The sequence below is a fragment of the Lentzea fradiae genome (assembly GCF_900100955.1).
Taxonomy (GTDB): domain Bacteria; phylum Actinomycetota; class Actinomycetes; order Mycobacteriales; family Pseudonocardiaceae; genus Lentzea; species Lentzea fradiae.
In genome coordinates, this window is the sequence record NZ_FNCC01000029.1 from 1 (window position 1) to 22,809 (window position 22,809).

General features: G+C 68.4%; 20 protein-coding genes, 2 tRNA genes and 1 pseudogene. 17 read left to right on the forward strand and 6 right to left on the reverse strand.

The genetic code is table 11. The annotated features are described in order from the left end of the window. Positions 1-22 precede the first annotated feature (22 nt). The 11 genes and pseudogenes from dnaA to BLT23_RS38815 all read left to right on the forward strand — a co-directional run bounded on the left by dnaA (position 23) and on the right by BLT23_RS38815 (position 12,434). Positions 23-1,627: a chromosomal replication initiator protein DnaA gene (gene dnaA / locus BLT23_RS38770; protein WP_090060259.1), complete on the forward strand. Its 1,605-nt coding sequence runs from the start codon at positions 23-25 to the stop codon at positions 1,625-1,627. A gap of 688 nt (positions 1,628-2,315) precedes the next feature. Continuing rightward, on the forward strand, positions 2,316-3,440 hold the full coding sequence (gene dnaN, locus BLT23_RS38775) for a DNA polymerase III subunit beta (RefSeq protein WP_090060261.1): 1,125 nt from the start codon (positions 2,316-2,318) through the stop codon (positions 3,438-3,440). Positions 3,441-3,481: 41 nt separating this feature from the next. After that, positions 3,482-4,396 carry a phosphogluconate dehydrogenase (NAD(+)-dependent, decarboxylating) gene (gene gnd, locus BLT23_RS38780; RefSeq protein ID WP_090060263.1) on the forward strand — a complete coding sequence of 305 codons (915 nt, stop codon included), beginning with the start codon at positions 3,482-3,484 and terminating at the stop codon, positions 4,394-4,396. Positions 4,397-4,401: 5 nt separating this feature from the next. Next, positions 4,402-5,508 (forward strand): DNA replication/repair protein RecF, encoded by a 1,107-nt coding sequence (gene recF, locus BLT23_RS38785; protein WP_090060265.1) that lies wholly within the window; start codon positions 4,402-4,404, stop codon positions 5,506-5,508. Between the two features lie 118 nt (positions 5,509-5,626). Beyond that, positions 5,627-6,160: a DciA family protein gene (locus tag BLT23_RS38790; protein WP_090060268.1), complete on the forward strand. Its 534-nt coding sequence runs from the start codon at positions 5,627-5,629 to the stop codon at positions 6,158-6,160. 226 nt (positions 6,161-6,386) lie between these two features. Continuing rightward, positions 6,387-8,357 (forward strand): DNA topoisomerase (ATP-hydrolyzing) subunit B, encoded by a 1,971-nt coding sequence (gene gyrB, locus BLT23_RS38795; protein WP_090060270.1) that lies wholly within the window; start codon positions 6,387-6,389, stop codon positions 8,355-8,357. Between the two features lie 55 nt (positions 8,358-8,412). After that, a complete protein-coding gene (gene gyrA / locus BLT23_RS38800; RefSeq protein ID WP_090060272.1) occupies positions 8,413-10,956 on the forward strand; it encodes a DNA gyrase subunit A in 2,544 nt (847 codons plus the stop codon). Positions 10,957-11,319: 363 nt separating this feature from the next. Next, positions 11,320-11,940 (forward strand): DUF3566 domain-containing protein, encoded by a 621-nt coding sequence (locus BLT23_RS38805; protein ID WP_245744594.1) that lies wholly within the window; start codon positions 11,320-11,322, stop codon positions 11,938-11,940. Positions 11,941-12,010: 70 nt separating this feature from the next. Further along, positions 12,011-12,084 (forward strand) — tRNA-Ile (locus tag BLT23_RS38810). A 122-nt stretch (positions 12,085-12,206) separates the two neighbouring features. After that, a pseudogene (locus BLT23_RS41475) lies at positions 12,207-12,326 on the forward strand (DLW-39 family protein); the annotation flags it as partial. A 35-nt stretch (positions 12,327-12,361) separates the two neighbouring features. After that, a tRNA-Ala gene (locus tag BLT23_RS38815) sits at positions 12,362-12,434 on the forward strand. A gap of 298 nt (positions 12,435-12,732) precedes the next feature. Here BLT23_RS38815 and BLT23_RS38820 read toward each other — a convergent pair. Next, positions 12,733-13,137, reverse strand: a complete 405-nt coding sequence (locus BLT23_RS38820) for a DoxX family protein (protein ID WP_090060274.1) — start codon at positions 13,135-13,137, stop codon at positions 12,733-12,735. 107 nt (positions 13,138-13,244) lie between these two features. On the opposite strand from BLT23_RS38820, the gene BLT23_RS38825 reads away from it, so the two are divergent. Next, complete coding sequence (locus BLT23_RS38825; RefSeq protein ID WP_090060276.1) at positions 13,245-13,778, forward strand: DUF2020 domain-containing protein; 534 nt, start codon at positions 13,245-13,247, stop codon at positions 13,776-13,778. Between the two features lie 74 nt (positions 13,779-13,852). Here BLT23_RS38825 and BLT23_RS38830 read toward each other — a convergent pair whose 3' ends face one another. Continuing rightward, positions 13,853-14,422, reverse strand: a complete 570-nt coding sequence (locus BLT23_RS38830; RefSeq protein ID WP_090060278.1) for a hypothetical protein — start codon at positions 14,420-14,422, stop codon at positions 13,853-13,855. Positions 14,423-14,516: 94 nt separating this feature from the next. Here BLT23_RS38830 and BLT23_RS38835 point away from each other — a divergent pair, with 94 nt between their 5' ends. Together BLT23_RS38835 and BLT23_RS38840 are read left to right on the forward strand one after the other, a co-directional pair. Then, positions 14,517-15,065 carry a peptidylprolyl isomerase gene (locus BLT23_RS38835; RefSeq protein ID WP_090060301.1) on the forward strand — a complete coding sequence of 183 codons (549 nt, stop codon included), beginning with the start codon at positions 14,517-14,519 and terminating at the stop codon, positions 15,063-15,065. Continuing rightward, positions 15,062-15,982 carry a rhomboid family intramembrane serine protease gene (locus BLT23_RS38840; protein WP_245744590.1) on the forward strand — a complete coding sequence of 307 codons (921 nt, stop codon included), beginning with the start codon at positions 15,062-15,064 and terminating at the stop codon, positions 15,980-15,982. The genes BLT23_RS38835 and BLT23_RS38840 overlap by 4 nt, the downstream gene beginning before the upstream one ends. On the opposite strand, the gene BLT23_RS38845 is transcribed toward BLT23_RS38840, so the two are convergent. Both BLT23_RS38845 and crgA read right to left on the reverse strand, forming a co-directional pair. Continuing rightward, positions 15,979-16,374, reverse strand: a complete 396-nt coding sequence (locus BLT23_RS38845) for a PH domain-containing protein (protein ID WP_176947152.1) — start codon at positions 16,372-16,374, stop codon at positions 15,979-15,981. The genes BLT23_RS38840 and BLT23_RS38845 overlap by 4 nt on opposite strands. Positions 16,375-16,609: 235 nt before the next feature. After that, positions 16,610-16,876 (reverse strand): cell division protein CrgA, encoded by a 267-nt coding sequence (crgA, locus tag BLT23_RS38850; RefSeq protein WP_089948286.1) that lies wholly within the window; start codon positions 16,874-16,876, stop codon positions 16,610-16,612. 396 nt (positions 16,877-17,272) lie between these two features. On the opposite strand from crgA, the gene BLT23_RS38855 reads away from it, so the two are divergent. Then, positions 17,273-18,382 (forward strand): class E sortase, encoded by a 1,110-nt coding sequence (locus BLT23_RS38855; RefSeq protein WP_245744591.1) that lies wholly within the window; start codon positions 17,273-17,275, stop codon positions 18,380-18,382. Next, positions 18,382-18,537: a hypothetical protein gene (locus tag BLT23_RS41220; protein ID WP_090060284.1), complete on the forward strand. Its 156-nt coding sequence runs from the start codon at positions 18,382-18,384 to the stop codon at positions 18,535-18,537. The genes BLT23_RS38855 and BLT23_RS41220 overlap by 1 nt, the downstream gene beginning before the upstream one ends. A gap of 105 nt (positions 18,538-18,642) precedes the next feature. Here BLT23_RS41220 and BLT23_RS38865 read toward each other — a convergent pair whose 3' ends face one another. Beyond that, a complete protein-coding gene (locus tag BLT23_RS38865; protein WP_090060286.1) occupies positions 18,643-19,983 on the reverse strand; it encodes an FAD-dependent oxidoreductase in 1,341 nt (446 codons plus the stop codon). Between the two features lie 77 nt (positions 19,984-20,060). Here BLT23_RS38865 and BLT23_RS38870 point away from each other — a divergent pair, with 77 nt between their 5' ends. After that, complete coding sequence (locus BLT23_RS38870; RefSeq protein WP_090060288.1) at positions 20,061-20,702, forward strand: aminodeoxychorismate/anthranilate synthase component II; 642 nt, start codon at positions 20,061-20,063, stop codon at positions 20,700-20,702. Between the two features lie 68 nt (positions 20,703-20,770). Here the strand turns inward: BLT23_RS38870 and pknB are convergent, their stop codons facing one another. Further along, complete coding sequence (pknB, locus tag BLT23_RS38875; RefSeq protein WP_090060290.1) at positions 20,771-22,783, reverse strand: Stk1 family PASTA domain-containing Ser/Thr kinase; 2,013 nt, start codon at positions 22,781-22,783, stop codon at positions 20,771-20,773. Between the last annotated feature and the right edge of the window lie 26 nt (positions 22,784-22,809).

Here is a 22,809-nt window from a genome sequence, read left to right on the forward strand (position 1 = left end):
CGGAGGGGAGGGGAGCGCGGAGGTGTCGAACCAGCAGGTGGACCTTGGTCTCGTGTGGGCCGAGGTGGTGCAGGAACTGGCGACGAGCCACCTGTCCCCTCAGCAGCGCGCGTGGATGAGGGTCACCCGTCCGATCGGTCTGCTGGACGGAACGGCCCTGCTCGCGGCCCCCAGCGACTTCGCGAAGGAGGCGATCGAGCGCGCGCTGCGCGACCCGATCACCGACGCGTTGTCTCGCAGGCTCGGCCGCTCGGTGTCCCTCGCGGTGAAGGTCGACTCGCCGGAACCGGTGAGCCCCGTCGTGAGCCCTCCGACCACGCCCATCCCCGTCGCGGCGATCCAGGCCGTTGCCCAGCCGGTGCCCTCCCCGGTCGTGCCGGGCATCCCCACCGGCGACACGCCCGTCCTCGCGGACGACGTCACGGCCGCGGGTGCCGACGGGGGAGAAGAAGAGGTGGACGAGGCCGGCGACGCGCTCGCCGCCGTCACCGAGATCTGGCCCACGTTCAACTCGGCGAACACCGCGGGTGCCGCGGCGCCGAACACGAACCTCCCCTACACGCGGCCCGCGAACCCGTCGCCGTCGCAGACCCGGCTGAACGAGAAGTACAACTTCGACACGTTCGTCATCGGCGCCTCGAACCGGTTCGCGCACGCCGCGGCCGTCGCCGTGGCCGAGGCTCCGGCCAGGGCGTACAACCCGCTCTTCATCTGGGGTGAGAGCGGCCTCGGCAAGACGCACCTGCTGCACGCCGTCGGGCACTACGCCCAGCGCCTGTTCCCCGGCATGCGCGTGCGGTACGTGTCGACCGAGGAGTTCACCAACGACTTCATCAACTCCCTGCGCGACGACCGCAAGGTCGCCTTCCAGCGCCGCTACCGGGACATCGACGTGCTGCTCGTCGACGACATCCAGTTCCTGGAGGGCAAGGAAGGCACGCAGGAGGAGTTCTTCCACACCTTCAACACGCTCCACAACACGAACAAGCAGATCGTGGTGTCGAGCGACCGGCCGCCCAAGCGGCTGGAGACGCTGGAGGACCGGCTCCGCACGCGGTTCGAGTGGGGTCTGATCACGGACATCCAGCCGCCGGAGCTGGAGACGCGGATCGCGATCCTCCGCAAGAAGGCGGCGCAGGACCGGCTGGCGGCACCGGCCGACGTGCTGGAGTTCATCGCGTCCCGGATCGAGCGGAACATCCGCGAGCTCGAGGGCGCGCTCATCCGCGTCACGGCGTTCGCGTCGCTCAACCGGCAGCCGGTCGACATCCAGCTCGCCGAGATCGTGCTGCGCGACCTGATTCCCGACTCGCACGCGCCGGAGATCACCGCGCCGACGATCATGGCGGTCACCGCCGAGTTCTTCGGCGTCTCGATCGACGACCTGTGCGGCCCCGGCAAGACGAAGGCGCTCGCCCAGGCGCGGCAGATCTCCATGTACCTGTGCCGCGAGCTGACCGACCTGTCGCTGCCGAAGATCGGCCAGACGTTCGGCGGCCGCGACCACACGACGGTCATGCACGCCGACAAGAAGATCCGCAAGGAGATGGCGGAGCGCCGGCGGATCTACGACCAGGTGCAGGAGCTGACGTCGCGGATCAAGCAGCGCGCCCGCCACGTTCCCTGATCCCACCCGGGTGACGACGCCCAGGTGACGACGAAGGGGTTCTCCCACGAGGAGGGCCCCTTTTTTTCGTGTGTCCCCTACGGACGGCCGTAGGGCGCCAACGGCATACGACCAGCACACGGCGCGAACGCGCGCGCTCGGACCCGGGTGGAGGGCGGGGTTCCGGCCGGTCCGCCAAGGGTTTCTGGATGCGCCCGCCACTCGAAGGGGTGGGGACAACTGGAAAACTGTGTGGCCCCGGCCACGATCTGGCCACAGAAGCCTGTGCACCACCCGGGTACAACTGGCCCCGCACCCGGGGACGCACCCGGGGACAACTGTGGACGATCTGTGGATCGAGGGGTGTGCACAACCGGCTGTCCCCGGGTGCGCCGATCTGTCCCCGGGTGCCATCCCCCGTTAGTCCACATGGTGGGTGACATGTTGACCTGCGGTTTCGGCACCTGTCCCCAGTATCCACAGCCCTTACTGTTACTGCTGTTGATCTCTTCATTGAAGAACTTCACAAGCAAAACAGCGGGGGATGGTTCCCGGGGATGGGTGCCCCAACCCCGAAGTGACGTGGAGGGCCAGGACGCTCTAACGTGGTTGCTCCGCACCTCGGGTCAGCCGAGGGTCGAGGCTCCCTGAACCCCCACTGGCACGTTGTCGTGGTTGGGCTTGTCGACTGTCGAGGAAAGGACGCCTCATGAAGATCCGCGTCGAACGCGACGGCCTGGCCGACGCCGTCGCCTGGGTCGCCCGCAGCCTCCCGTCCAGGCCACCGGTCCCGGTGCTGGGCGGCGTGCTGCTCGACGCCGAGTCCGACGACTCGCTGACGGTCTCCGGGTTCGACTACGAGGTCTCCGCCCAGGTCGGTGTCCCCGCCACGATCGCCGACGGCGGCCGTGCCCTCGTCTCCGGCCGGTTGCTCGCCGACATCACCAAGGCGCTGCCCAACCACCCCGTGGAGATCGCGGTCGACGGCGCCCGCATGATGATCAGCTGTGGCAGCGCCAGGTTCAGCCTGCCGACGATGCCGGTCGAGGACTACCCCGCCCTGCCCTCCATGCCGCAGCTGATCGGTGAGCTCCCCGGGGACGTCTTCGGTGAAGCCGTCGGCCAGGTCGCCGTCGCGGCCGGCAAGGACGACACGCTCCCGATGCTCACCGGTGTGCGCGTCGAGATCGGCGACGGCAAGCTCACCCTCGTCGCCACCGACCGCTTCCGCCTCGCGATGCGCGAGTTCCCGTGGGAGCCCGACGCGTCCCTCGGCGAGGTCGCCGTCCTGGTCCCCGCCCGCACCCTGGGCGACGCGGCCAAGACGCTCGGCTCCGGCGGCAGCAAGGTCGAGATGTCGCTCGCCGCGAACGACGGGCTCCTCGGCCTGTCCGGTTCCGGCAAGCGCACCACCACCCGCCTGCTCGACGCGGACTTCCCGAAGTACCGCCAGCTCCTGCCGAGCGAACACTCGGCAGCGGCGATCATCGAGGTCGACACGCTCGTCCAGGCGATCAAGCGCGTCTCGCTCGTCGCCGAGCGCGGCACCCAGGTCCGGCTCGAGTTCGTCGACGGCGGCCTGCGCCTGTCCGCCGGTGGCGACGACGAGGGCTCCGCCGAGGAGGAGCTGCCCGTCGAGTACACCGGCGAGCCGGTGACGATCGCGTTCAACCCCGGCTACCTCCTCGACGGTCTCGGTGCGGTCCGCACCCCGCGCGTCCACTTGTCCTTCACCACACCGAGCCGACCGGCGCTGCTCAAGCCGGTGGACGAGGATGGAAACGTGGCGCCCGGGTACCTGTACCTCCTGATGCCCGTGCGCCTGCCCGGCTAAACCGCTTACCGGGCACCGAGAAACGTTTAGGGGAGAACACCGTGCAGCTCGGACTCGTCGGCCTCGGCAAGATGGGCTTCAACATGCGCGAGCGGGTGCGCCGTGCCGGTCACGAGGTGATCGGCTACGACCGCAACCCCGAGGTCAGCGACTCGGAGTCGTTGGCGGACATGGTGTCCAAGCTCGCGGCGCCCCGCGTGGTCTGGGTCATGGTGCCCGCAGGCGACATCACCAGGAACACGGTGAAGGAGCTGTCCGAGCTCCTGTCGCCCGGCGACCTCGTGATCGACGGCGGCAACTCCAAGTTCACCGACGACCGCGTCCACGCGGACCTGTTGGGGGAGAAGGAGATCGGCTACGTCGACGCCGGTGTGTCCGGTGGCGTGTGGGGCCTGGAGAACGGCTACGCGCTCATGGTCGGCGGCGACGCGAAGCACGTCGAGCAGGCGATGCCGATTTTCGACGCCCTGCGCCCGGAAGGCCCGCGTGAGGAAGGTTTCGCGCACGCGGGCAAGGTCGGCGCCGGCCACTACTCGAAGATGGTCCACAACGGCATCGAGTACGGCCTGATGCAGGCGTACGCCGAGGGCTTCGAGCTGCTCGACAAGACCGACGTCGTGGACAACGTGCCCGCGGTGATCTCGGCCTGGCAGCGCGGAACCGTTGTGCGGTCATGGCTTCTGGACCTGCTGGTGCGCGCGCTCGAGTCGGACCCCGAGCTCGACGACCTGCGCGGCTACGTCGAGGACTCCGGCGAGGGCCGGTGGACCGTCGAGGAGGGCATCAACAACGCGGTGCCGCTCCCGGTGATCTCCGCCGCCCTGTTCGCCCGGTTCCAGTCGCGGCAGGACGACTCGCCCGCGATGCGCGCGGTCGCGGCGCTGCGCAACCAGTTCGGTGGCCACGCCGTGCAGCACGCGGGCCCGTCGTCCGGCTCCGGCAGCACCCAGGGCTAACGGGAGTGCACGTCAGACACCTCCAGGTCAGCGACTTCCGCTCGTGGGAGCTCGCCGACCTGGCGTTCGAACCTGGCGTGTCGGTGCTCGTCGGCCGCAACGGCCAGGGCAAGACGAACCTGGTCGAGGCGATCGGGTACGTGGCGACGCTGGGATCGCACCGCGTCGCCACGGACGCACCGCTGATCCGGCACGGTGCCCAGCGCGCCGTGGTGAGGGCGGCCGTCGTCAACGACGACCGCGAGCTCCTGGTCGAACTGGAGATCACGGCGGGCAAGGCGAACCGGGCGCGGATCAACCGCGGCCCGGTGCCGCGCCCGCGCGATGTGCTCGGAATCCTGCGCACGGTGTTGTTCGCACCGGAGGACCTCGCTCTGGTGAAGGGCGATCCCGGCGACAGGCGGCGGTTCCTCGACGAGATGCTCGTGCTGCGCGCACCGCGTTACGCGGGGGTGCGCAGCGACTACGACCGCGTGCTCAAGCAGCGCAGCGCGTTGTTGAAGACGGTGAAGCACTCAAGGTCGGCGGAGCTGTCGACGCTCGACGTCTGGGACGGGCACCTCGCCAAGCACGGCGCGGAGCTGCTCGCCGCACGGGTCAAGCTGGTCCGCGACATGGCCGAGCACGTCACGGCGGCGTACGCGGAGGTCGCCCCCGAGTCGCGGCCCGCGCTCATCTCGTACCGGTCGAGCGTCGGCGAGCTGCCGGAGGACCGGGAGAGCATCGAGGACCTGCTGCTGGCCGAGCTCGATCGGGTCCGGCGGCAGGAGATCGAACGCGGCGTGTGCCTCGTCGGCCCCCACCGCGACGACCTGGACCTCACGCTCGGTGACCTGCCGGCGAAGGGCTACGCCAGTCACGGTGAGTCGTGGTCGTTCGCGCTCGCGCTGCGGCTCGGCGGGTACGAGCTGATGCGTGTCGACGGCGTCGAACCGGTGCTCGTGCTGGACGATGTGTTCGCGGAGCTCGACCGCGGCCGCCGGCAGCAGCTCGCGAAGGTGGCGGCCGCCGCCGAGCAGGTGTTCATCACCGCGGCGGTGGCGGAGGACGTTCCCGACGAGCTCAGCGGTGCCCGGTTCGAGGTGCGTTGCGGGGAGGTGCGGCGTGTCTGACTCGACGCCTGACGCGGGTGGCTCACAGCCCCCACATGTAGCTCGTTCGGGTGTGTCCGCCCACACATCTGGGGACAAGTCTGTGGATGGTGTGGATAACTCCGTCACAAAACCGGACTTGTCCACAGGTTCATTCACACCCGAGGGTGAACAACTCAAGGGATCGGACCTCGCACGAGCCGCCCTGGAAGCCGCCAAGGCGAGCGCGAAGGCCCGCGGCCAGGTGCCGGGAAGCCGGTCGAAGGGCCGCCCCGTCAACCGCCGCCGGCGCCGCTGGTCGGGGCCGGGACCGGACGACCGCGACCCCCAGCCGCTCGGCCGGATCGCCGCCAGGCTCGCCGCAGACCGAGGCTGGGTCGAGCAGCTCCAGGGTGGCCAGGTCTTCGGCCGGTGGGCGAAACTGGTGGGAGAGGACGTCGCCGAGCACGCGAAACCGATCGCGCTCAGTGACGGGGAACTGACGGTCCAGGCGTCGTCGACGGCGTGGGCGACCCAGCTGCGCCTGCTGCAACGCGAGCTGATCAAGCGGATCGCCGCGGGCGTCGGCAACGGCGTCGTGAAACGGCTCAAGATCAAGGGCCCGGACGCTCCGAACTGGCGACACGGCCCCAGGCACGTTCCGGGGCGCGGTCCGCGTGACACCTACGGGTGAGGTCCTGTCAAGGGCTCAGCGGCCGTTCTGTGGCTCAATGAGCGTTCACCTGCGGATTTGAACCCCCGTTTCAGCCGTCCTGACCCGTCCGGGCTCGCTTGAGGCGCTCTGTGACCGATTCAAAGGTGTCCTTGACCCCGTTCTGTCGGGGTGTCCCGGTAGAATCACAGGAGCGTCACCCATCACCGTGCGGCGGCGTCCGCATCAGCGAGGAGACTCCAGGCCCGTGTCAGCTAAGAAGAATGAGTACGGCGCGTCCTCGATCACCGTCCTCGAGGGTCTCGAGGCAGTGCGCAAGAGGCCGGGCATGTACATCGGCTCGACCGGCGAGCGCGGTCTGCACCACCTGGTCCAGGAGGTCGTGGACAACTCGGTCGACGAGGCCATGGCCGGCTACGCCACCACGGTCGACGTCACGCTGCTGGCCAACGGCGGCGTGCGGGTGATCGACGACGGTCGCGGCATCCCCATCGACGTCCACCCGGTCGAGGGCAGGCCCACCGTCGAGGTCGTGCTCACCGTTCTGCACGCGGGCGGCAAGTTCGACAGCGACTCCTACGCGGTCTCCGGCGGCCTGCACGGCGTCGGCATCTCCGTGGTGAACGCGCTGTCCACCGCCGTCGAGGTCGAGATCAAGCGCCAGGGCTACGTCTGGACCCAGCGCTACGAGAACTCGAAGCCCGCGCACGAGCTGCGCCAGGGCGAGCCGACCGACGAGACCGGCACGACCGTCACGTTCTGGGCCGACCCGGACATCTTCGAGACGACCGAGTACAACGTCGAGACGATCGCCCGCCGCCTGCAGGAGATGGCGTTCCTCAACAAGGGCATCACCATCATCCTCCGCGACGAGCGGGTCCAGGAGGAGGACGAGGAAGCCGACGCCGACGGCCACAAGGCCGCGGTGAAGGAACGCGTCTACCACTACCCGGGTGGCCTGGAGGACTTCGTCCGCCACATCAACCACACCCGCGAAGCCGTGCACCAGAAGGTCATCGGCTTCGAGGCGCAGGGCGACGACCTGCAGGTCGAGGTCGCGATGCAGTGGAACACCGGCTACACCCCGTCGGTCTACACCTTCGCGAACACGATCAACACCCACGAGGGCGGCACGCACGAGGAAGGCTTCCGCGCCGCGCTGACACGAGTCGTCAACGAGTACGCGCGCGAGAAGAAGGTCCTCAAGGACAAGGACGCGAACCTCACCGGCGACGACATCCGCGAGGGCCTCGCGGCGATCATCTCGGTGAAGCTCAAGGAACCCCAGTTCGAAGGCCAGACCAAGACCAAGCTGGGCAACAGCGAAGCCAAGTCGTTCGTCCAGAAGTCGACCAACGAGCACCTCGCCGACTGGTTCGAGCGCCACCCCAACGAGGCGAAGACGATCGTCACCAAGGCGGTGTCGTCGGCACAGGCCCGCATCGCCGCCCGCAAGGCCCGCGAGCTCGTCCGCCGCAAGGGCGCGCTCGACATCGGCGGCCTGCCCGGCAAGCTCAAGGACTGCCGCTCCACCGAACCCGAGCTCTGCGAGCTCTACATCGTCGAGGGCGACTCCGCCGGCGGCTCGGCCAAGGAAGGCCGCGACTCGATGTACCAGGCGATCCTGCCGATCCGCGGCAAGATCATCAACGTCGAGAAGGCCCGCATCGACCGCGTCCTCAAGAACACCGAGGTCCAGTCGCTGATCACCGCGCTCGGCACCGGCATCCACGACGAGTTCGACCTGTCGAAGCTGCGCTACCACAAGATCGTGCTGATGGCCGACGCCGACGTCGACGGCCAGCACATCCGCACCCTCCTGCTCACGCTGCTGTTCCGCTTCATGCAGCCGCTCATCGAGCACAACCACGTCTACCTGGCCCAGCCGCCGCTCTACAAGATCAAGTGGCAGCGCACGGACCCGGAGTACGCCTACTCCGACCGCGAGCGCGACGCCGTGATCAAGGACGGCATCGCCTCCGGCAAGAAGCTCGGCAAGGACGACAACATCCAGCGGTACAAGGGTCTCGGTGAGATGAACGCCGAGGAGCTGTGGGAGACCACGATGGACCCGGCCAACCGGATCCTCCGCCAGGTCACCATGGACGACGCGGCCACCGCCGACGAGCTGTTCAGCGTGCTCATGGGCGAGGACGTCGAGGCGCGCCGTTCGTTCATCACCCGCAACGCCAAGAGCATCAAGTTCCTGGACATCTGAGTCCCGTCTTGGCAACTAGGCACCCCGGCGCTTCTGGCGAGAAGGAAAGAGAACAGTGACCGAGACGACTCTGCCCCGGGACCACGACCGCATCGAGCCGGTCGAGATCCAGCAGGAGATGCAGAACTCGTACATCAACTACGCGATGTCCGTCATCGTGGGTCGTGCGCTGCCGGACGTGCGCGACGGGCTCAAGCCCGTGCACGTCCGCGTTCTGTACTCGATGTTCGACTCCGGCTTCCGCCCCGACCGCGGCTACAACAAGTGCGCGCGCGTCGTCGGCGACGTCATGGGCAACTACCACCCCCACGGCGACTCGGCGATCTACGACGCGTTGGTGCGCCTCGCCCAGCCGTGGGCCATGCGGTACCCGTTGATCGACGGCCAGGGCAACTTCGGCTCTCCCGGCAACGATCCGGCAGCCGCCATGAGGTACACGGAATGCCGGCTGTCGCCGTTGGCCATGCACATGCTGGCCGACATCGAGGAAGAGACGGTCGACTTCCGCGACAACTACGACGGCCGCATCCAGGAGCCGACCGTCCTCCCGTCGCGCATCCCGAACCTGCTGATCAACGGCAGCTCCGGCATCGCGGTCGGCATGGCCACGAACATCCCGCCGCACAACCTGCGCGAGGTCGCCGAGGGCGTCGTGTGGTGCCTGGACAACCCCGAGGCGCCCGACGAGGAGACCCTCGAAGCGATGATCGCGCGTATCAAGGGGCCGGACTTCCCGACCTACGCGCAGATCCTTGGCACCTCCGGCATCGAGGACGCCTACCGCACGGGCCGCGGTTCGGTTCGGATGCGTGCGGTCATCGAGGTCGACGAGGACTCCAAGGGTCGCACCATCCTGGTCGTCACGGAGCTGCCCTACCAGGTCAACCCGGACAACCTGGTCGAGAACATCGCGGCGCTGGTGCGTGACGGCAAGCTCACGGGTATCGCGAACATCGCCGACGAGTCCAACCGGCGCATCGGGATGCGGATCGTGATCACGCTCAAGCGGGACGCGGTCGCCAAGGTCGTGCTGAACAACCTCTACAAGCACACCCAGCTGCAGTACTCGTTCGGTGTGAACATGCTGGCGCTGGTCGACGGTGTGCCGCGCACGCTGCGGATCGACCAGATGATCCGCCACTACGTGAAGCACCAGATCGAGGTCATCCAGCGCAGGACGAGGTTCCGGCTGCGCAAGGCCGAGGAACGTGCTCACGTCCTGCGTGGTCTGGTGAAGGCGCTCGACCAGCTCGACGCCGTCATCGCGTTGATCCGCCGGTCCGAGACGCCGGACATCGCGCGCACCGGTCTCATGGAGCTCCTCGACGTCGACGAGGTCCAGGCCAACGCGATTCTGGAGATGCAGCTCCGCCGGCTCGCTGCCCTGGAGCGCCAGAAGATCATCGACCAGCTGGCCGAGATCGAGCTGGAGATCGCCGACCTCAAGGACATCCTGGAGAAGCCGGAGCGGCAGCGGAAGATCGTCCGCGACGAGCTGACGGCGATCGTGGAGAAGTTCGGCGACGACCGCCGCACGAAGATCATCCCGTTCGACGGCGACGTGTCCATGGAGGACCTGATCGCGGTCGAGGACGTGGTCGTCACGATCACCCGCACCGGGTACGCGAAGCGCACCAAGACCGATCTCTACCGGGCGCAGAAGCGTGGCGGCAAGGGTGTCCAGGGCGCGCAGCTCAAGCAGGACGACATCGTCGCCCACTTCTTCGTGTGCTCGACGCACGACTGGATCCTGTTCTTCACGAACAAGGGCCGGGTGTACCGGACGAAGGCGTACGAGCTGCCGGAGGCGAACCGCAACGCCCGCGGCCAGCACGTCGCGAACCTCCTCGCGTTCCAGCCGGACGAGGAGATCGCGCAGGTCATCCAGATCAAGAACTACGACGTGTCGCCGTACCTGGTGCTCGCCACCCGCAAGGGGCTGGTGAAGAAGTCGAAGCTCTCCGACTTCGATTCCAACCGATCGGGTGGACTTATCGGTATCAACCTCCGCGAGGACGACGAGCTGGTCGGAGCCGTGTTGTGCTCGGCTGATGACGACCTGCTCATGGTGTCCGCGGACGGCCAGTCGATTCGCTTCCACGCGACGGACGACGTGCTGCGCCCGATGGGCCGTGCCACGTCGGGCGTGCAGGGCATGCGGTTCAACGCCGACGACGAGCTGTTGTCGGTCGGTGTCGTCCAAGAGGGTCTCTTCGTTTTGGTCGCGACCGACGGGGGGTACTCGAAGCGAACGCCGATCGAGGACTACCCGGTCCAGGGTCGGGGTGGCAAGGGTGTGCTGACCATCCAGCACGACCGGCGCCGTGGCAGGCTGGTGGGCGCGCTCATCGTCGACGTCGACGACGAGCTCTACGCCATCACCTCGAGCGGCGGGGTCATCAGGACCCGTGCCGAGCAGGTGCGCAAGGCGGGACGGCAGACGAAGGGCGTGCGGCTGATGAACCTCGGCGAGAGCACCACTTTGATCGCTGTCGCACGCAACGCGGACGAGCCCAGCGACGTCACTATCAGTGAGATGTCTGCCGCGGAGGACTCTGCCGCCGACCAGGCAGCCACCCCCACCGACTCGGCCGAGTAGTCGGAACTCTGCAAGCGAGAGGGTAAGGAACAGCTCGTGACTCCACCCGAGGACCGCGAAGGTCGGGACGCGGACAAGACCGCGGTGATCACCAAACCGACTCCGCCGAACGCGGAGAAGGACAAGGCCGCGTCGGCGCCCTCCGGCTCCTCGGGCGGAGACACGCAGGACAAGACGAAGCCGGTGTCCGCCGAGAAGGCGGCCGAGGCGACTCAGTCCGTCCGGACCCAGAACCAGGCCGTTCCCGCGGGCAAGGCCGAACCGGCCGAGAAGTCCGCCCCGGCGGGGGACAAGACGGTCTCCGTCACCACGCCGGACAAGCCGGCGGAGGAGACCGCCGCCGCGCCGCCGCCGTGGCAGCGCGTGACGAACGACACCGAGGCGTCGTCTCATCAGGACTCCGCGGAGGCGCACGTGGCGCCGGGCGCTCCGCCCGTGCCGTCGTCGTCCCAGCCGGAGCCCGCGTTCCCGTCGACCGACCCGGACACCGTCAAGGTGCAGAGGCCGCCGACGCCGGGTTCGGCCATCCCGGTCGGCCTCGGCAGCAGCCGCACGTCGGTCAACCTCGGCAGCGGGGGAGCCCGTCCCGCCGCGGCCACCCCGTCGGCCCGTCGTCCCGGTCGCGGGCCGCGCCGCGCGTCGTTGCAGGTGAAGCGCGTCGACCCGTGGTCGGTGCTCAAGCTCGCCCTGGTGCTCGGTGTCGCGCTGTTCTTCGTGTGGCTCGTGGCGGTCGGCGTGCTCTACGGCGTGCTGCACGGCATGGGTGTCTGGGACAAGATCAACAGCACCGCGAACGACCTGCTCCAGGCCAACGAGCCGGGCGAACCGCTGATCAGCGCGGGCCGCGTGTTCGGTGTCTCGGCGATCATCGGCGCGGTCAACATCGTGCTGTTCACGGCCCTCGCGACGGTCGGCGCGTTCGTCTACAACGTGTCCGCAGACCTGGCCGGCGGCTTGGAGCTCACGCTCTCCGAACGAGAGTGACCCCCTGATTTGGGGCAGCGAAGGACGATCCTGTAAGGTTCTCCTCGTTGCCCCAAGGGGTGATGATCGAGGGCCTATAGCTCAGGCGGTTAGAGCGCTTCACTGATAATGAAGAGGTCGGAGGTTCAAGTCCTCCTAGGCCCACTCGATTTCTTTCGAATCATCATTCTTGTCCGGGACCGCGTCCCGGAGCCCCGGCCCAAGTCTCGCAAAGCCTGTAGGCTGGTGCGGTAGGTCGGGGCATAACAGTCTTGGAGGGGTTTCCCGTGGCTAAGAAGATCATCGCGCTCGCCGTCGTCGCCGGTGCGGTCCTGTTCTTCGTGAAGCGCAACCGGTCGGCCAAGGCCGACGCGGACCTGTGGCGCGAGGCCACCGCCCCCACCGACTGATCACGCGGGCGGCTCGGCCGCCCCGGATCTCCGGGGACGTAGCTCAATTGGCAGAGCACCGCCTTTGCAAGGCGGGGGTTAGGGGTTCGATTCCCCTCGTCTCCACGTAATGGATGGCTCGTGCTCGCGGAGAGCGCGAGCCTTTTACGTTCCGAGTGTCTTCTGGGGGCCGAGCCCCCAGACCCCAGCCGGGGGCGAGCCCCCGGACCCCCGCCGGCTCGCCTTCGGCTTCGCGGCTTCCGCCCGCCAGCCTGATCGGCTCGCCTTCGGCATCGCCCCTGCCCTTCGCCTTCGGCGTCGGCTGGGTGTTCTATTAGTTGCTGATTTTTTGCTCGTTGTGGCAAAGCCCTGTTCGCCTCGTTGCGAACAGGGCTTTCGTGTGTGTGGCTGTCTTGGGTTTTTGTCAGGCCCTGGCGAGGGACTCCTTTGGGGTCTTCGAGGACTTGGTGCGGAGGTGGTCGATGCTCCAGGCGCCGGCGCCGGTGAAGGCCAGGAGGAGGAAGGCCCAGGAGTAGACGGCTGCCAGTTCGCCGCCGTTCTCGATGGGGAGCAGGGCCTTCGGCTGGTGCACCACGAAGTAGGCGTAGGCCATGGCGCCGGAGCTGAGCAACGCTGCCCAGCGCGTCCACAGGCCGATGAGGATGAGGCCGCCGCAGATCAGCTCGATGAGGGTCATGGGGCCGCCGGGCCAGGACAGCAGCTCGGTTCCCTTGGAGACCTTCTGGACCCCGTGAAACACGAAGAACAGGCCGATGACAATGCGGAAGAGCGCCAGAGCGTGCTCTCGACGTTGCTCCAGGAACTCCATGGTCGGGGTCCTTCCGGGGATGAGGAGATGTTTGGGGCACAAAGGTTCGGACCATTTTTGAGTCTCCCGCTCAAGAGGCTTTCGGTATCTGGTTGACTGTTGCCCCTATGAAACGAGCACTGTTGCTGCCCCTGCTCGGCGTACTCGCCGCGTGCGGCACCGATGTCGCCCAGAACGTGCCGGTGCCGACCACCCAGACCCAGCAGGTCACCACCACGACCAGCGCCGCTCCGACAGTGCCGCCCGCGCCCCAGCCCGCGACCGACGGCACCTGCCCCTACCTCGCGACGTCGTTCGTGGCCGAGGCGAACGGGCAACGCGTTCCCAAAGTGAAACTGTCAACGGACGAACCGCATCCGGCGTGCTTCTTCTACGCCAACGCCACCGAGATCCAGCTGACGGTACGCGTGTACGTGGGTGACGAAAGTGTCGCGAAGCTGATCGTCAACGAGGCGGCGCCGGACGGTTCACAGCCCGCGAGCGCGCCCGCCGGGTGGACCGGGGGCTACGTGAGCGGCGACACGGGAGTGGTCTACGCCGTCTCCAAGGGCGACGCCGCGGTGGTCGTGACGACCAACCAGCAGCAGTCCATCAAGGCGCGGCGGATCACCGAGGAAGCCATCAAGGGCCTCAAGCTCTAGCGCGTCGTGTCTCCGGACATGCGAAAGGGGTGGCTCTCGGCGTCGAGAGCCACCCCTTCACGTACGTTCTCGCCCTACTTCGCGGGCTCCTTCTGGGTCGGCACCTGCCCGTTCAGGACCGGCTCCGGCATGGGAGCCTGCTCCTCGTCGTCCTGCAGGTAGACCTCGGCCGGTCGGCGCGTCATCGCGACGTAGCCGGCGGCGGCAGCCGCGATCAGCAGGCCGAGCACCCACGGCCACCTGCGCCGCTTCGGGGCGTCGCCGCTCAGCTGGGCCGCTGCCTTGCGGATCTCCTTGGCACGCACCTTCGCGTCCTTGCGCGCCTGCTTCGCCGCCTTCTTCACTTCCTTGCGCACCACTTCGGCCTTGCTCATGAGGTCGGCGCGCGTCTTCGCGCTCTGCTTCGCGAGGCGCTTGCGGGAGCCGCGCGTCTGCTTCTCCCACTGCTCGGCCTTGCTCATGAGCGTGTCGGCCCGATCGACGAGGGTGCCGCGGACCTGGTCAGCCGTGATGCCACGCTCGGCGAGCTTCACCTCAGCGGCGTGACCAGCGCGAACGACACCCTGGCGCGCAGCCTTCAGACCCGTGCCGACAGCTTTGCCAACGGACTCGCCGGCACGGGTCATGACGTCCACCTCGTCCATTCTGTGCTCCACACGTTGTCGTCCGGTTGTGATCTGGAAGTACCCCATCGTGCCCCTTCCTGAACATCCGCGCCCGTGATGGCACGATGGTGTGGTGGCTGACAGCAACGAATCTCTTGTCGGGACCAAGGTGACGGCGACCCTGCACACCACGCAGGGCGACATCCGGCTGAACCTGTTCCCCGACCACGCCCCCAAGACGGTGGCGAACTTCGTCGGGCTCGCCGAGGGCACGAAGGAGTACACCGAGAAGAACGCGAGTGGCACGGACTCGGGCCCGTTCTACGACGGGACCCTCTTCCACCGCGTCATCGCGGGCTTCATGCTCCAGACCGGTGACCCGACCGGCACCGGCCGCGGTGGCCCCGGCTACCGCTTCGCCGACGAGTTCAACTCCGAGCTCCAGTTCAACAAGCCCTACCTGCTCGCGATGGCGAACGCCGGGCCCAACACCAACGGCTCGCAGTTCTTCATCACCGTGGCGCCGACGACGTGGTTGAACTTCAAGCACACGATCTTCGGTGAGGTCGCGGACCAGGAGTCGCGCGCGGTCGTCGACAAGATCGGCGGCGCCACGACCGGTGCGGGCGACCGCCCCGTGACCGACATCAAGATCGAGCGGGTCACGATCGAACGCGCGTGAGCGACGCACGAGTGCCACCGGACGGGCCGGTCGGAGCGCAGCCGGAGAAGGTCCCCGTCTGCGCACGTCATTCCGATCGGCCCACCCGGCTGCGCTGCACCCGGTGTGAACGTCCGGCGTGCCCGCAGTGCCTGCGTGACGCGTCGGTCGGGCAGCAGTGCGTCGACTGCATGAACGAAGGCGCGCGCACGGTTCGCCGTGCCCGCACGTCCGCGGGCGCGGTGGCGTCCGACGGACGGCCGGTCTTCACGTACGTGATGATCGCGCTGAACGTGCTCGCCTACGTCGTCACGGTCGTCCAGTCCGGCAGCCCGATGAACAACTCCAGGTCGGGGTTGTTCCAGGAGACGTCGCTGATCCCGGAGCTGACCGCCAACGGCGAGTGGTGGCGGATCGTGACGTCGGGCTTCATGCACTTCGGGCTCATCCACCTGGCGCTCAACATGGCGGCGCTGTTCGTGGTCGGGCCCGTGATCGAGCAGGAGCTCGGCAGGCTCCGGTACGGCGCCGTGTACTTCCTGTCGCTGCTCGGCGGCAGTGCGGCGGCGTTCTACTTCGGCACCGTCTGCCAGCAGCTCGCCGGAGCGTCCGGCGCGGTGTTCGGCCTGATGGGCGCGCTGCTGATCGTGTTCAAGCGGCAGAAGCGGGACATCTCGACGATCGTCGTGATCGTGGGCATCAACCTGGTGTCCAACCTGTTCACCAACGCGTCGCTGCTCGGGCACCTCGGCGGGTTCGTGATCGGCGGCCTGCTGACGCTCGCGATGGTGAGGGCGCCGCGGCAGAACCGGAACCTGTACCAGGGCGTCGCCGTGGCCGCCGCGGTCGTGCTGCTCGGCGGCATGTTCCTGCTGCGGGCCTCCGAGCTCGACACGAGTGTCGAGGTCATCATGGAGATCGCCAGGACCTGCCGTTAAGGACGCAGGGCGTGCAGCACTCCGGCGACTTCTTCCGGCTCGGCGCCGAGGTCCAGTTTCGTGAGCACCACGAGACGGTCGTCGGCGTCGAGCTCCAACGCCTGCTGCTCCCTGCCGAGCCGCCGGGTGGTCTGCAGCTTCACCTTCACCTCGTGCCAGGGCAGCCGCGTCGTGCTCGCGAACCCGCGCACGGCGAGCCCGTTCACGTCCGCGGTGAGCCGGGGCCTGGCGATCGTCGCGAACACGGCCAGGTAGGTGACCAGCAGCGTGGCCAGTCCGATGAGCAGCCGACCCGCGTTGTCGTCGGCCAGGAGCGTCGCGAAGGCGAGGGCGAGGGCCGCCACCCAGGCGACGGCGACGAGCGGGGCGGGAGTGGACCAGGTGCGAGTCACGAGGTCGAGTGTGCCGCATGAAATGTGGACAGCCGAACGGGTCCTTCAAGAGGGAAAACCGTCGCTTGTGCATTTTGGTGCAAAGTTGTCCACAGGACTTGTCCCCAATGGGGATGACTTACAGCCGTGTGCTTCGGTGACGCTCGGATGAACCCCGTGGACGCCCCGGAACAAAGTTCGGCCCGGACGTGTGGACGTCCGGGCCGACCTCTACGAACCGTGACCTGCGGGCGCTCTAGCGCCAGCGCATCGTCATCAGCAGACCGATGATCATCAGCGCGAAGCCGATGGCGAAGTTCCACGCACCCAGCTCGAGCATGAAGGGGATCTTCTCGGCCGCGAGGTAGTTCACGACCAGCCACGCGAGGCCCAGCAGCATGAAGCCGAGCATGACGACGACGTAGACCGGGTGTGACGGTCCTGCAGCCTTGACCTTGACCGGCGTACGGCGGTCAGTGGGTGCGGTGTAAGCCGCCTTCTTCCGGACCTTGGACTTTGGCATGCTGTCCTCGCCTGACGTGGATATCCCTAGTGACGTGAGTTTACGTGCACTACTCGGTAGACACGTTAACGTAGCGACCGTGGTGAGCGAACCACCTGGCAGACGCAGTTGTTTTCAGTTCACAGTCCGCGCGGAGGTTCTCAGGTGAACTCGGGACCGCAGCAGCCGCCGCCCCGGCGCCCTGCACCCCGTCGTGATGACCTGCACCCCGTGCGGGCCACACCTTCACCGCGCCCGCTCCCGCCGCCGGAGGCAACGCAGTTCACCAGCGCGTTCTCCGGAAGTCTGCCCCCGCCCGGTGCCCCGCCGCGCCGCCCGCAGGGCCCGCCCCCCGGCACTCCGGCTCGCGGCGTGCCCGCGCGTCCGTTCCCCGGCACGCCGCCGAACGGCGTCCCTGTGAACGGGACTGCGCGCGTCGCGCCTCCCGGTGCGCCACCGAACGGCATGCCGCTCACCGGCACCCCGCCGAACGGGGTTCCGCGCGGCCACACGCCGCCCAACGGCACCCCGCCGAGGGGTGTGCCGGTCAACGGCGTGCCGCCGCGGGGGATGCCGCCGCGTCCGCCCCGTCCCCGCCCGGTCGAGCCGCCCACCGAGGTGATCCCGCGCGTCGAGGACGACTACGACGACGAGTACTACGACGATGACGACTACTACGACGACGAGGACGAGAAGCCGGCACCGCCGCCGGACAGCCTCGCCCGCAAGACGGTCCGCGGTGTGGGCGAAGCCCTCATCACCCTGGGTCTCGTCGTGCTCCTGTTCGTCGTCTACGAGGTCTACGTGACCGACCTCCTCTCCGCCGCGAAGCAGGACGAGGCCACCGCGGCCCTCGACGCGGAGTGGAACTCGAACGTCGTCGAAGCCCCTCCGGCGGACCCGAACCGCCAGTCGAAGCTGAACCTCATCGAGGGCAAGGCCTTCGCGAAGATGTACATCCCGGTCTTCGGCAACGACTGGAAGTTCTCCGTCGTCGAGGGAACGACCGACAAGCACCTCGAGATCGGTCCCGGCCACTACGTCGACACGGCCCAGCCGGGCGAGGCGGGCAACTTCGCCATCGCCGGTCACCGCGTCGGCAAGGGCGCGCCGTTCAACGACCTCGACCTCCTGCAGTCCTGCGACGCCATCGTCGTCCAGACGCAGACCGACTGGTTCGTCTACCGGGTCCTCCCCATGAGGAACGAGGTGGCGGGCTGGGCGAACAGCGCGCGCTCGAAGGAAGCCGCCTGCGCCGGTGTCGCCCCGTTGCAGACCACTCTCGGCGACGTCTACGCGAAGACCGTGGGCCAGGAGATCGTCACCCCGAGCCAGGGCGAGGTCATCGCCCCGATCCCGCACCAGGTGGGCGCCACGGTCCCCGCCGACAAGCAGGCCCGCCTGCTCACCCTGACGACGTGCCACCCGCGCTTCTCCGACAAGCAGCGCCTGATCGTGCACGCCATCGAGACCAAGAGCTACCCGGTGGCCGACGGCTTCGTGCCGCCCGAGATGACGGAGGGCTGATGTACGGCTGGATCTGGCGGCACCTGCCGGGCCCGCTGTACCTGCGAGTCATCGAGGCCGTCGTGCTGGTGGCGGGCGTCGTCGCCCTGCTCATGTTCGTGGTGTTCCCCTGGGCGGAGCCGAAGCTGCCGTTCAACAACGTGACGACGGAGTGAGCCCGCGGCAAGCGTTTGCGCGGAGACGCGTGAAGCCGTCACCGCGCTGGTGCGGTGACGGCTTCATCGGGGAACGGTGCCGGGCACCGCTCAAGCGCTGACAGGTCAGCCGCGGCAGATCGAGGTCATCTCGTCCCTCGGCACGACCTTCACCCGGTCACGGCCCTGGGCCGCTCCGAGTGCCACCTCGTGCTGGTCCAGCCGCTGCCAGCCCTCGTTCGTCACGAACGGCACGCCGCGCTGGGTCAGGAACTCGACCACGGCGTCGGCGGAGGCGGACGAGCGGGGGAGCGACTCGGCGTCCTCCAGGAGGCTCGTGATGGTCTCCAGCGCGTCGCCCTTGGTGTGGCCGATCAGGCCGATCGGGCCGCGCTTGATCCAGCCGGTCGTGTACACGCCGGGGATCGGCGCCTCGTCCAGGTCGAGGACCCTGCCCGCGACGTGCGGGATGGTGCCCTTCACGTGGTCGAACGGGATGTCGGGCAGCTGGGTCGACAGGTAGCCGACGGCGCGGTAGACCGCTTGGACGTCCCAGTCGGTGTAGACGCCGGTGCCCCGGACGTTGCCGTCGCCGGTGAGCTCCTGGGTCTCGGTGCGCAGGCCCGTCACGTGGTCGGTACCGAGAACCTCGACCGGGGCTTCCAGGAAGTGCAGGTGGAGGCGGCGGGGGCGGTCGCCCACGTCGCGGATCGCCCACTCCTGGAGCGTCTTCACGATCATCTCGACCTGCTTGTTGGTCCTGATCGCGTGCATCGACGCCTCGTCGAACTCGATGCCCTCGGCGTGGACGATGACCTCGACGTTCGGCGAGTGGTCGAGCTCGCGCAGCTCCAGCGGCGTGAACTTCGCCTGGGCGGGACCGCGGCGGCCGAAGACGTGGACGTCGGTCACGGGGGACGACGCGAGGCCCTCGTGGACGTTCGGGGGGATCTCGGTGGTCAGCAGCTCGTCCGCGGTCTTGGCCAGGATGCGGGCGACGTCCAGTGCCACGTTGCCGACACCCAGCACCGCGACGGACTTGGCCGTCAGCGGCCAGGTGCGCGGGACGTCCGGGTGGCCGTCGTACCAGGAGACGAAGTCGGCGGCGCCGTAGCTGCCGGGCAGGTCGATGCCGGGCAGGTCCAGCGGGCGGTCGGTGGAGGCGCCCGTCGAGAAGATCACCGCGTCGTAGAACTGGCGCAGGTCGTCGAGCTTGAGGTCCACGCCGTACTCGACGTTGCCGAAGAAGCGGACCGACGGCTTGTCGAGGACCCGCTGCAGGGCGGTGACGATGCCCTTGATGCGCGGGTGGTCGGGTGCCACGCCGTAGCGGACGAGGCCGTACGGGGCCGGGAGCTTCTCGAACAGGTCGATCTGCACGTCGGCGTCGGACTTGGTCAGGATGTCGGCCGCGTACACGCCGGCCGGTCCGGCGCCGACGACGGCGACGCGCAAGGGGCGAGTCATGACACCTATTTTAGGGAAGGCTTACCTCAGTCTGGACGAGAGCTAACTCACTGGACCCGACCGACTAGGCTCCACCCATGCGCGTGCTCGTGGTCGACAACTACGACAGCTTCGTCTACAACCTCGTCCAGTACCTGGCCCAGCTGGGTGCGGAGTGCGTCGTCCGGCGCAACGACGAGGTGGACCTCGCCGAGATCGACCAGGTCGACGGTGTGCTCGTGAGCCCGGGGCCCGGCACACCGGAGCGGGCCGGCGCGAGCATCGACGTCATCAAGAAGTGCGCCGACACCGGCAAGCCGGTCTTCGGTGTCTGCCTCGGGCACCAGGCGATCGGCGTGGTCTGGGGCGGGACGGTCGACCGGGCGCCCGAGCTGCTGCACGGCAAGACGAGCATCGTCTTCCACGAGGGCCAGGGCGTGCTCGAGGGCGTACCGCAGCCGTTCATCGCGACCCGCTACCACTCGCTGACGGTGCTGCCGGAGACGATCCCCGCCGAGTTCGAGGTCACCGGCAAGACCGAGACCGGCATCGTGATGGCCATGCGCCACCGGGAGCTGCCGGTCGAGGGCGTGCAGTTCCACCCCGAGTCGGTGCTCACCGACGGCGGCCACCGGATGCTCGCCAACTGGCTGAAGGTCTGCGGGTTCGAGGTTCCCGAGAGCACCGTCGCGCAGCTGGAGAACGGCATGCGTACCCTCGCCGCCGCGGCCCGCCGGTAGCCGGGACCCCACCGGAAAAGCAGAAGGGCGGCTTCCCCGAGAGGAAGCCGCCCCGCGAGATCCGCGTCCTACGTCGTCACGATCCCGAACTTGCCGATCGTGATCGTCACCGTCGAGCCCTTGGTGAACGACTGGCCCTTGGCCGGGTTCTGCGTGAGCACCCGCTTGTCCTGCTGCGGGTTCGTCACCTGCTGCTCCTCCACGTTGAGGTTGCCGTTCCAGCCCAGCTGCTTCAGCCGGCTCTCGGCCTGGTTCTGCGTGAGCCCCGTCAGGTCCGGCATGTCCAGCTGGTTGCCCTTCGACACCCGCACCGTGACCGTCGTGTCCTTGGCCGCCCTGGCGTTGCCGGTCGGCGTCTGCGAGATGACCTCGCCCTCGGGCTTCGCGCTGTCGACCTGCTCGATGTTCACCTTGAAGCCCGACCCGGTCAGCGTCTGGCGGGCGTCCTCCACGTCGGCGCCCACCACGTTCGGCACGGCGATCTTCTCCGGCGCCCTGCCGAGCTGGATGGTGATCGTGCCGCCCTTCTTCAGCTTCAGGCCGCTCGCCGGGTTCTGACCCGCCACCTTGCCGACCTTGCTCTGGTCCTCGACCTCGACGGTGTCGTTGGACTGCGTCAGCTGGAAGCCGTTCGGGTCCTTGTCGAGGATGGCCTGCGCCTCCTGCGGCGTCTTGCCGACGAGGTCCGGCACGGTCGCCTCACCGGGAGGGGCACCGACGAACACGGTGACCGTCGAGCCCTTGGTGACCTGGGTGCCACCGATCGGGTCCGTCCTGATCACCTTGCTGATCTGGTCGGCGTTGCACGGGGCCGCGGCGCCGTTCGGGCCGGGCTCGCAGGGGACGTCCTCCTGCTTGGAGACGAGGCCCGCCTGCCGGAGCCGGTCCTTGGCCTCCAGCGGGCCGAGGCCCTCGATCGACGGGACGCTCGCCTTCTCCGTGGTCTCACCGCCGGAGGAGTTCATCACGTTCGCGGTGATCCACGCGGCGAGACCGAGCACCGCCACGCACAGGATCACCACCAGCGTGACCATGATGGCCTTCTTGCGCTTCGCGCGACGTTCCTCTTCCTCGTCGGCGAGCGGGTCGTAGGCGTCGTCCGGGTCCGACTTCAACGCCGCCGGGCGGTGTCTGCCACCGCCACCGGACACCACCTGCGTGCGCGCCGAACGGGCCGCGGCCTGCTCGTTCATCACGGCGGTGCGGTCCTCGGCCGTCATCACGGCAGGCGCGGACGGGCGCTGGCCCGACAGCACGCGCACCAGGTCGGCGCGCATCTCCGCGGCCGACTGGTAGCGGTTGGCGGGGCCCTTCGACATCGCCTTCAGCACGATCGCGTCGAGCTGCGGCGACACCTTCGGGTTCAGCTGCGACGGGGCCTTCGGGTCCTCCCGCACGTGCTGGTACGCGACCGCGACGGGCGAGTCACCGGTGAACGGCGGCTCGCCGGTCAGCAGCTCGAACAGCACGCAGCCGGCCGCGTAGACGTCGGAACGGGCGTCGACGGACTCGCCGCGCGCCTGCTCCGGCGACAGGTACTGGGCGGTGCCGATGACGGCGGCGGTCTGCGTGACCGCGGCCTGGCCGTCGTGCAGCGCTCTGGCGATGCCGAAGTCCATCACCTTCACGGCACCGGACTTCGTGATCATCACGTTGGCCGGCTTCACGTCGCGGTGGACGATGCCGTGGCGGTGGCTGAAGTCGAGCGCGGCCGAGACGTCGGCCATGACCTCCATGGCGCGCTTGCCCGACAACGGGCCCTGCGTCTTCACCATGTCGCGCAGGGTCCGCCCGTCGACGAACTCCATCACGATGTACGGCAGCGGGCCGTACTCCGTCTGCGTCTCGCCGGTGTCGTAGACGGCGACGATCGCCGGGTGGTTCAGGGCGGCGGAGTTCTGCGCCTCACGCCGGAAGCGTTCCTGGAACTGGGCGTCCCTGGCCAGGTCGGCTCGCAGCACCTTGATCGCCACGTCCCGGCCGAGGCGGACGTCCCGCCCCTTGTGGACCTCGGACATGCCGCCGTACCCGAGGGTCTCGCCCAGTTCGTAGCGGTTTGAGAGCAGTCGCGGAGTGCTCATCGGTGCTTCGTCCCGCTCCTCGTCGA

Bases quoted from the DNA above. Each gene is read 5' to 3' on its own strand.
- BLT23_RS38870 (WP_090060288.1), top strand. From the start codon at position 20,061: ATGCGCGTGCTCGTGGTCGACAACTACGACAGCTTCGTCTACAACCTC.
- BLT23_RS41220 (WP_090060284.1), top strand. From the start codon at position 18,382: ATGTACGGCTGGATCTGGCGGCACCTGCCGGGCCCGCTGTACCTGCGA.
- crgA (WP_089948286.1), bottom strand. From the start codon at position 16,876: ATGCCAAAGTCCAAGGTCCGGAAGAAGGCGGCTTACACCGCACCCACT.
- dnaN (WP_090060261.1), top strand. From the start codon at position 2,316: ATGAAGATCCGCGTCGAACGCGACGGCCTGGCCGACGCCGTCGCCTGG.
- pknB (WP_090060290.1), bottom strand. From the start codon at position 22,783: ATGAGCACTCCGCGACTGCTCTCAAACCGCTACGAACTGGGCGAGACC.
- BLT23_RS38830 (WP_090060278.1), bottom strand. From the start codon at position 14,422: ATGGACGAGGTGGACGTCATGACCCGTGCCGGCGAGTCCGTTGGCAAA.
- BLT23_RS38820 (WP_090060274.1), bottom strand. From the start codon at position 13,137: ATGGAGTTCCTGGAGCAACGTCGAGAGCACGCTCTGGCGCTCTTCCGC.
- BLT23_RS38825 (WP_090060276.1), top strand. From the start codon at position 13,245: ATGAAACGAGCACTGTTGCTGCCCCTGCTCGGCGTACTCGCCGCGTGC.
- BLT23_RS38865 (WP_090060286.1), bottom strand. From the start codon at position 19,983: ATGACTCGCCCCTTGCGCGTCGCCGTCGTCGGCGCCGGACCGGCCGGC.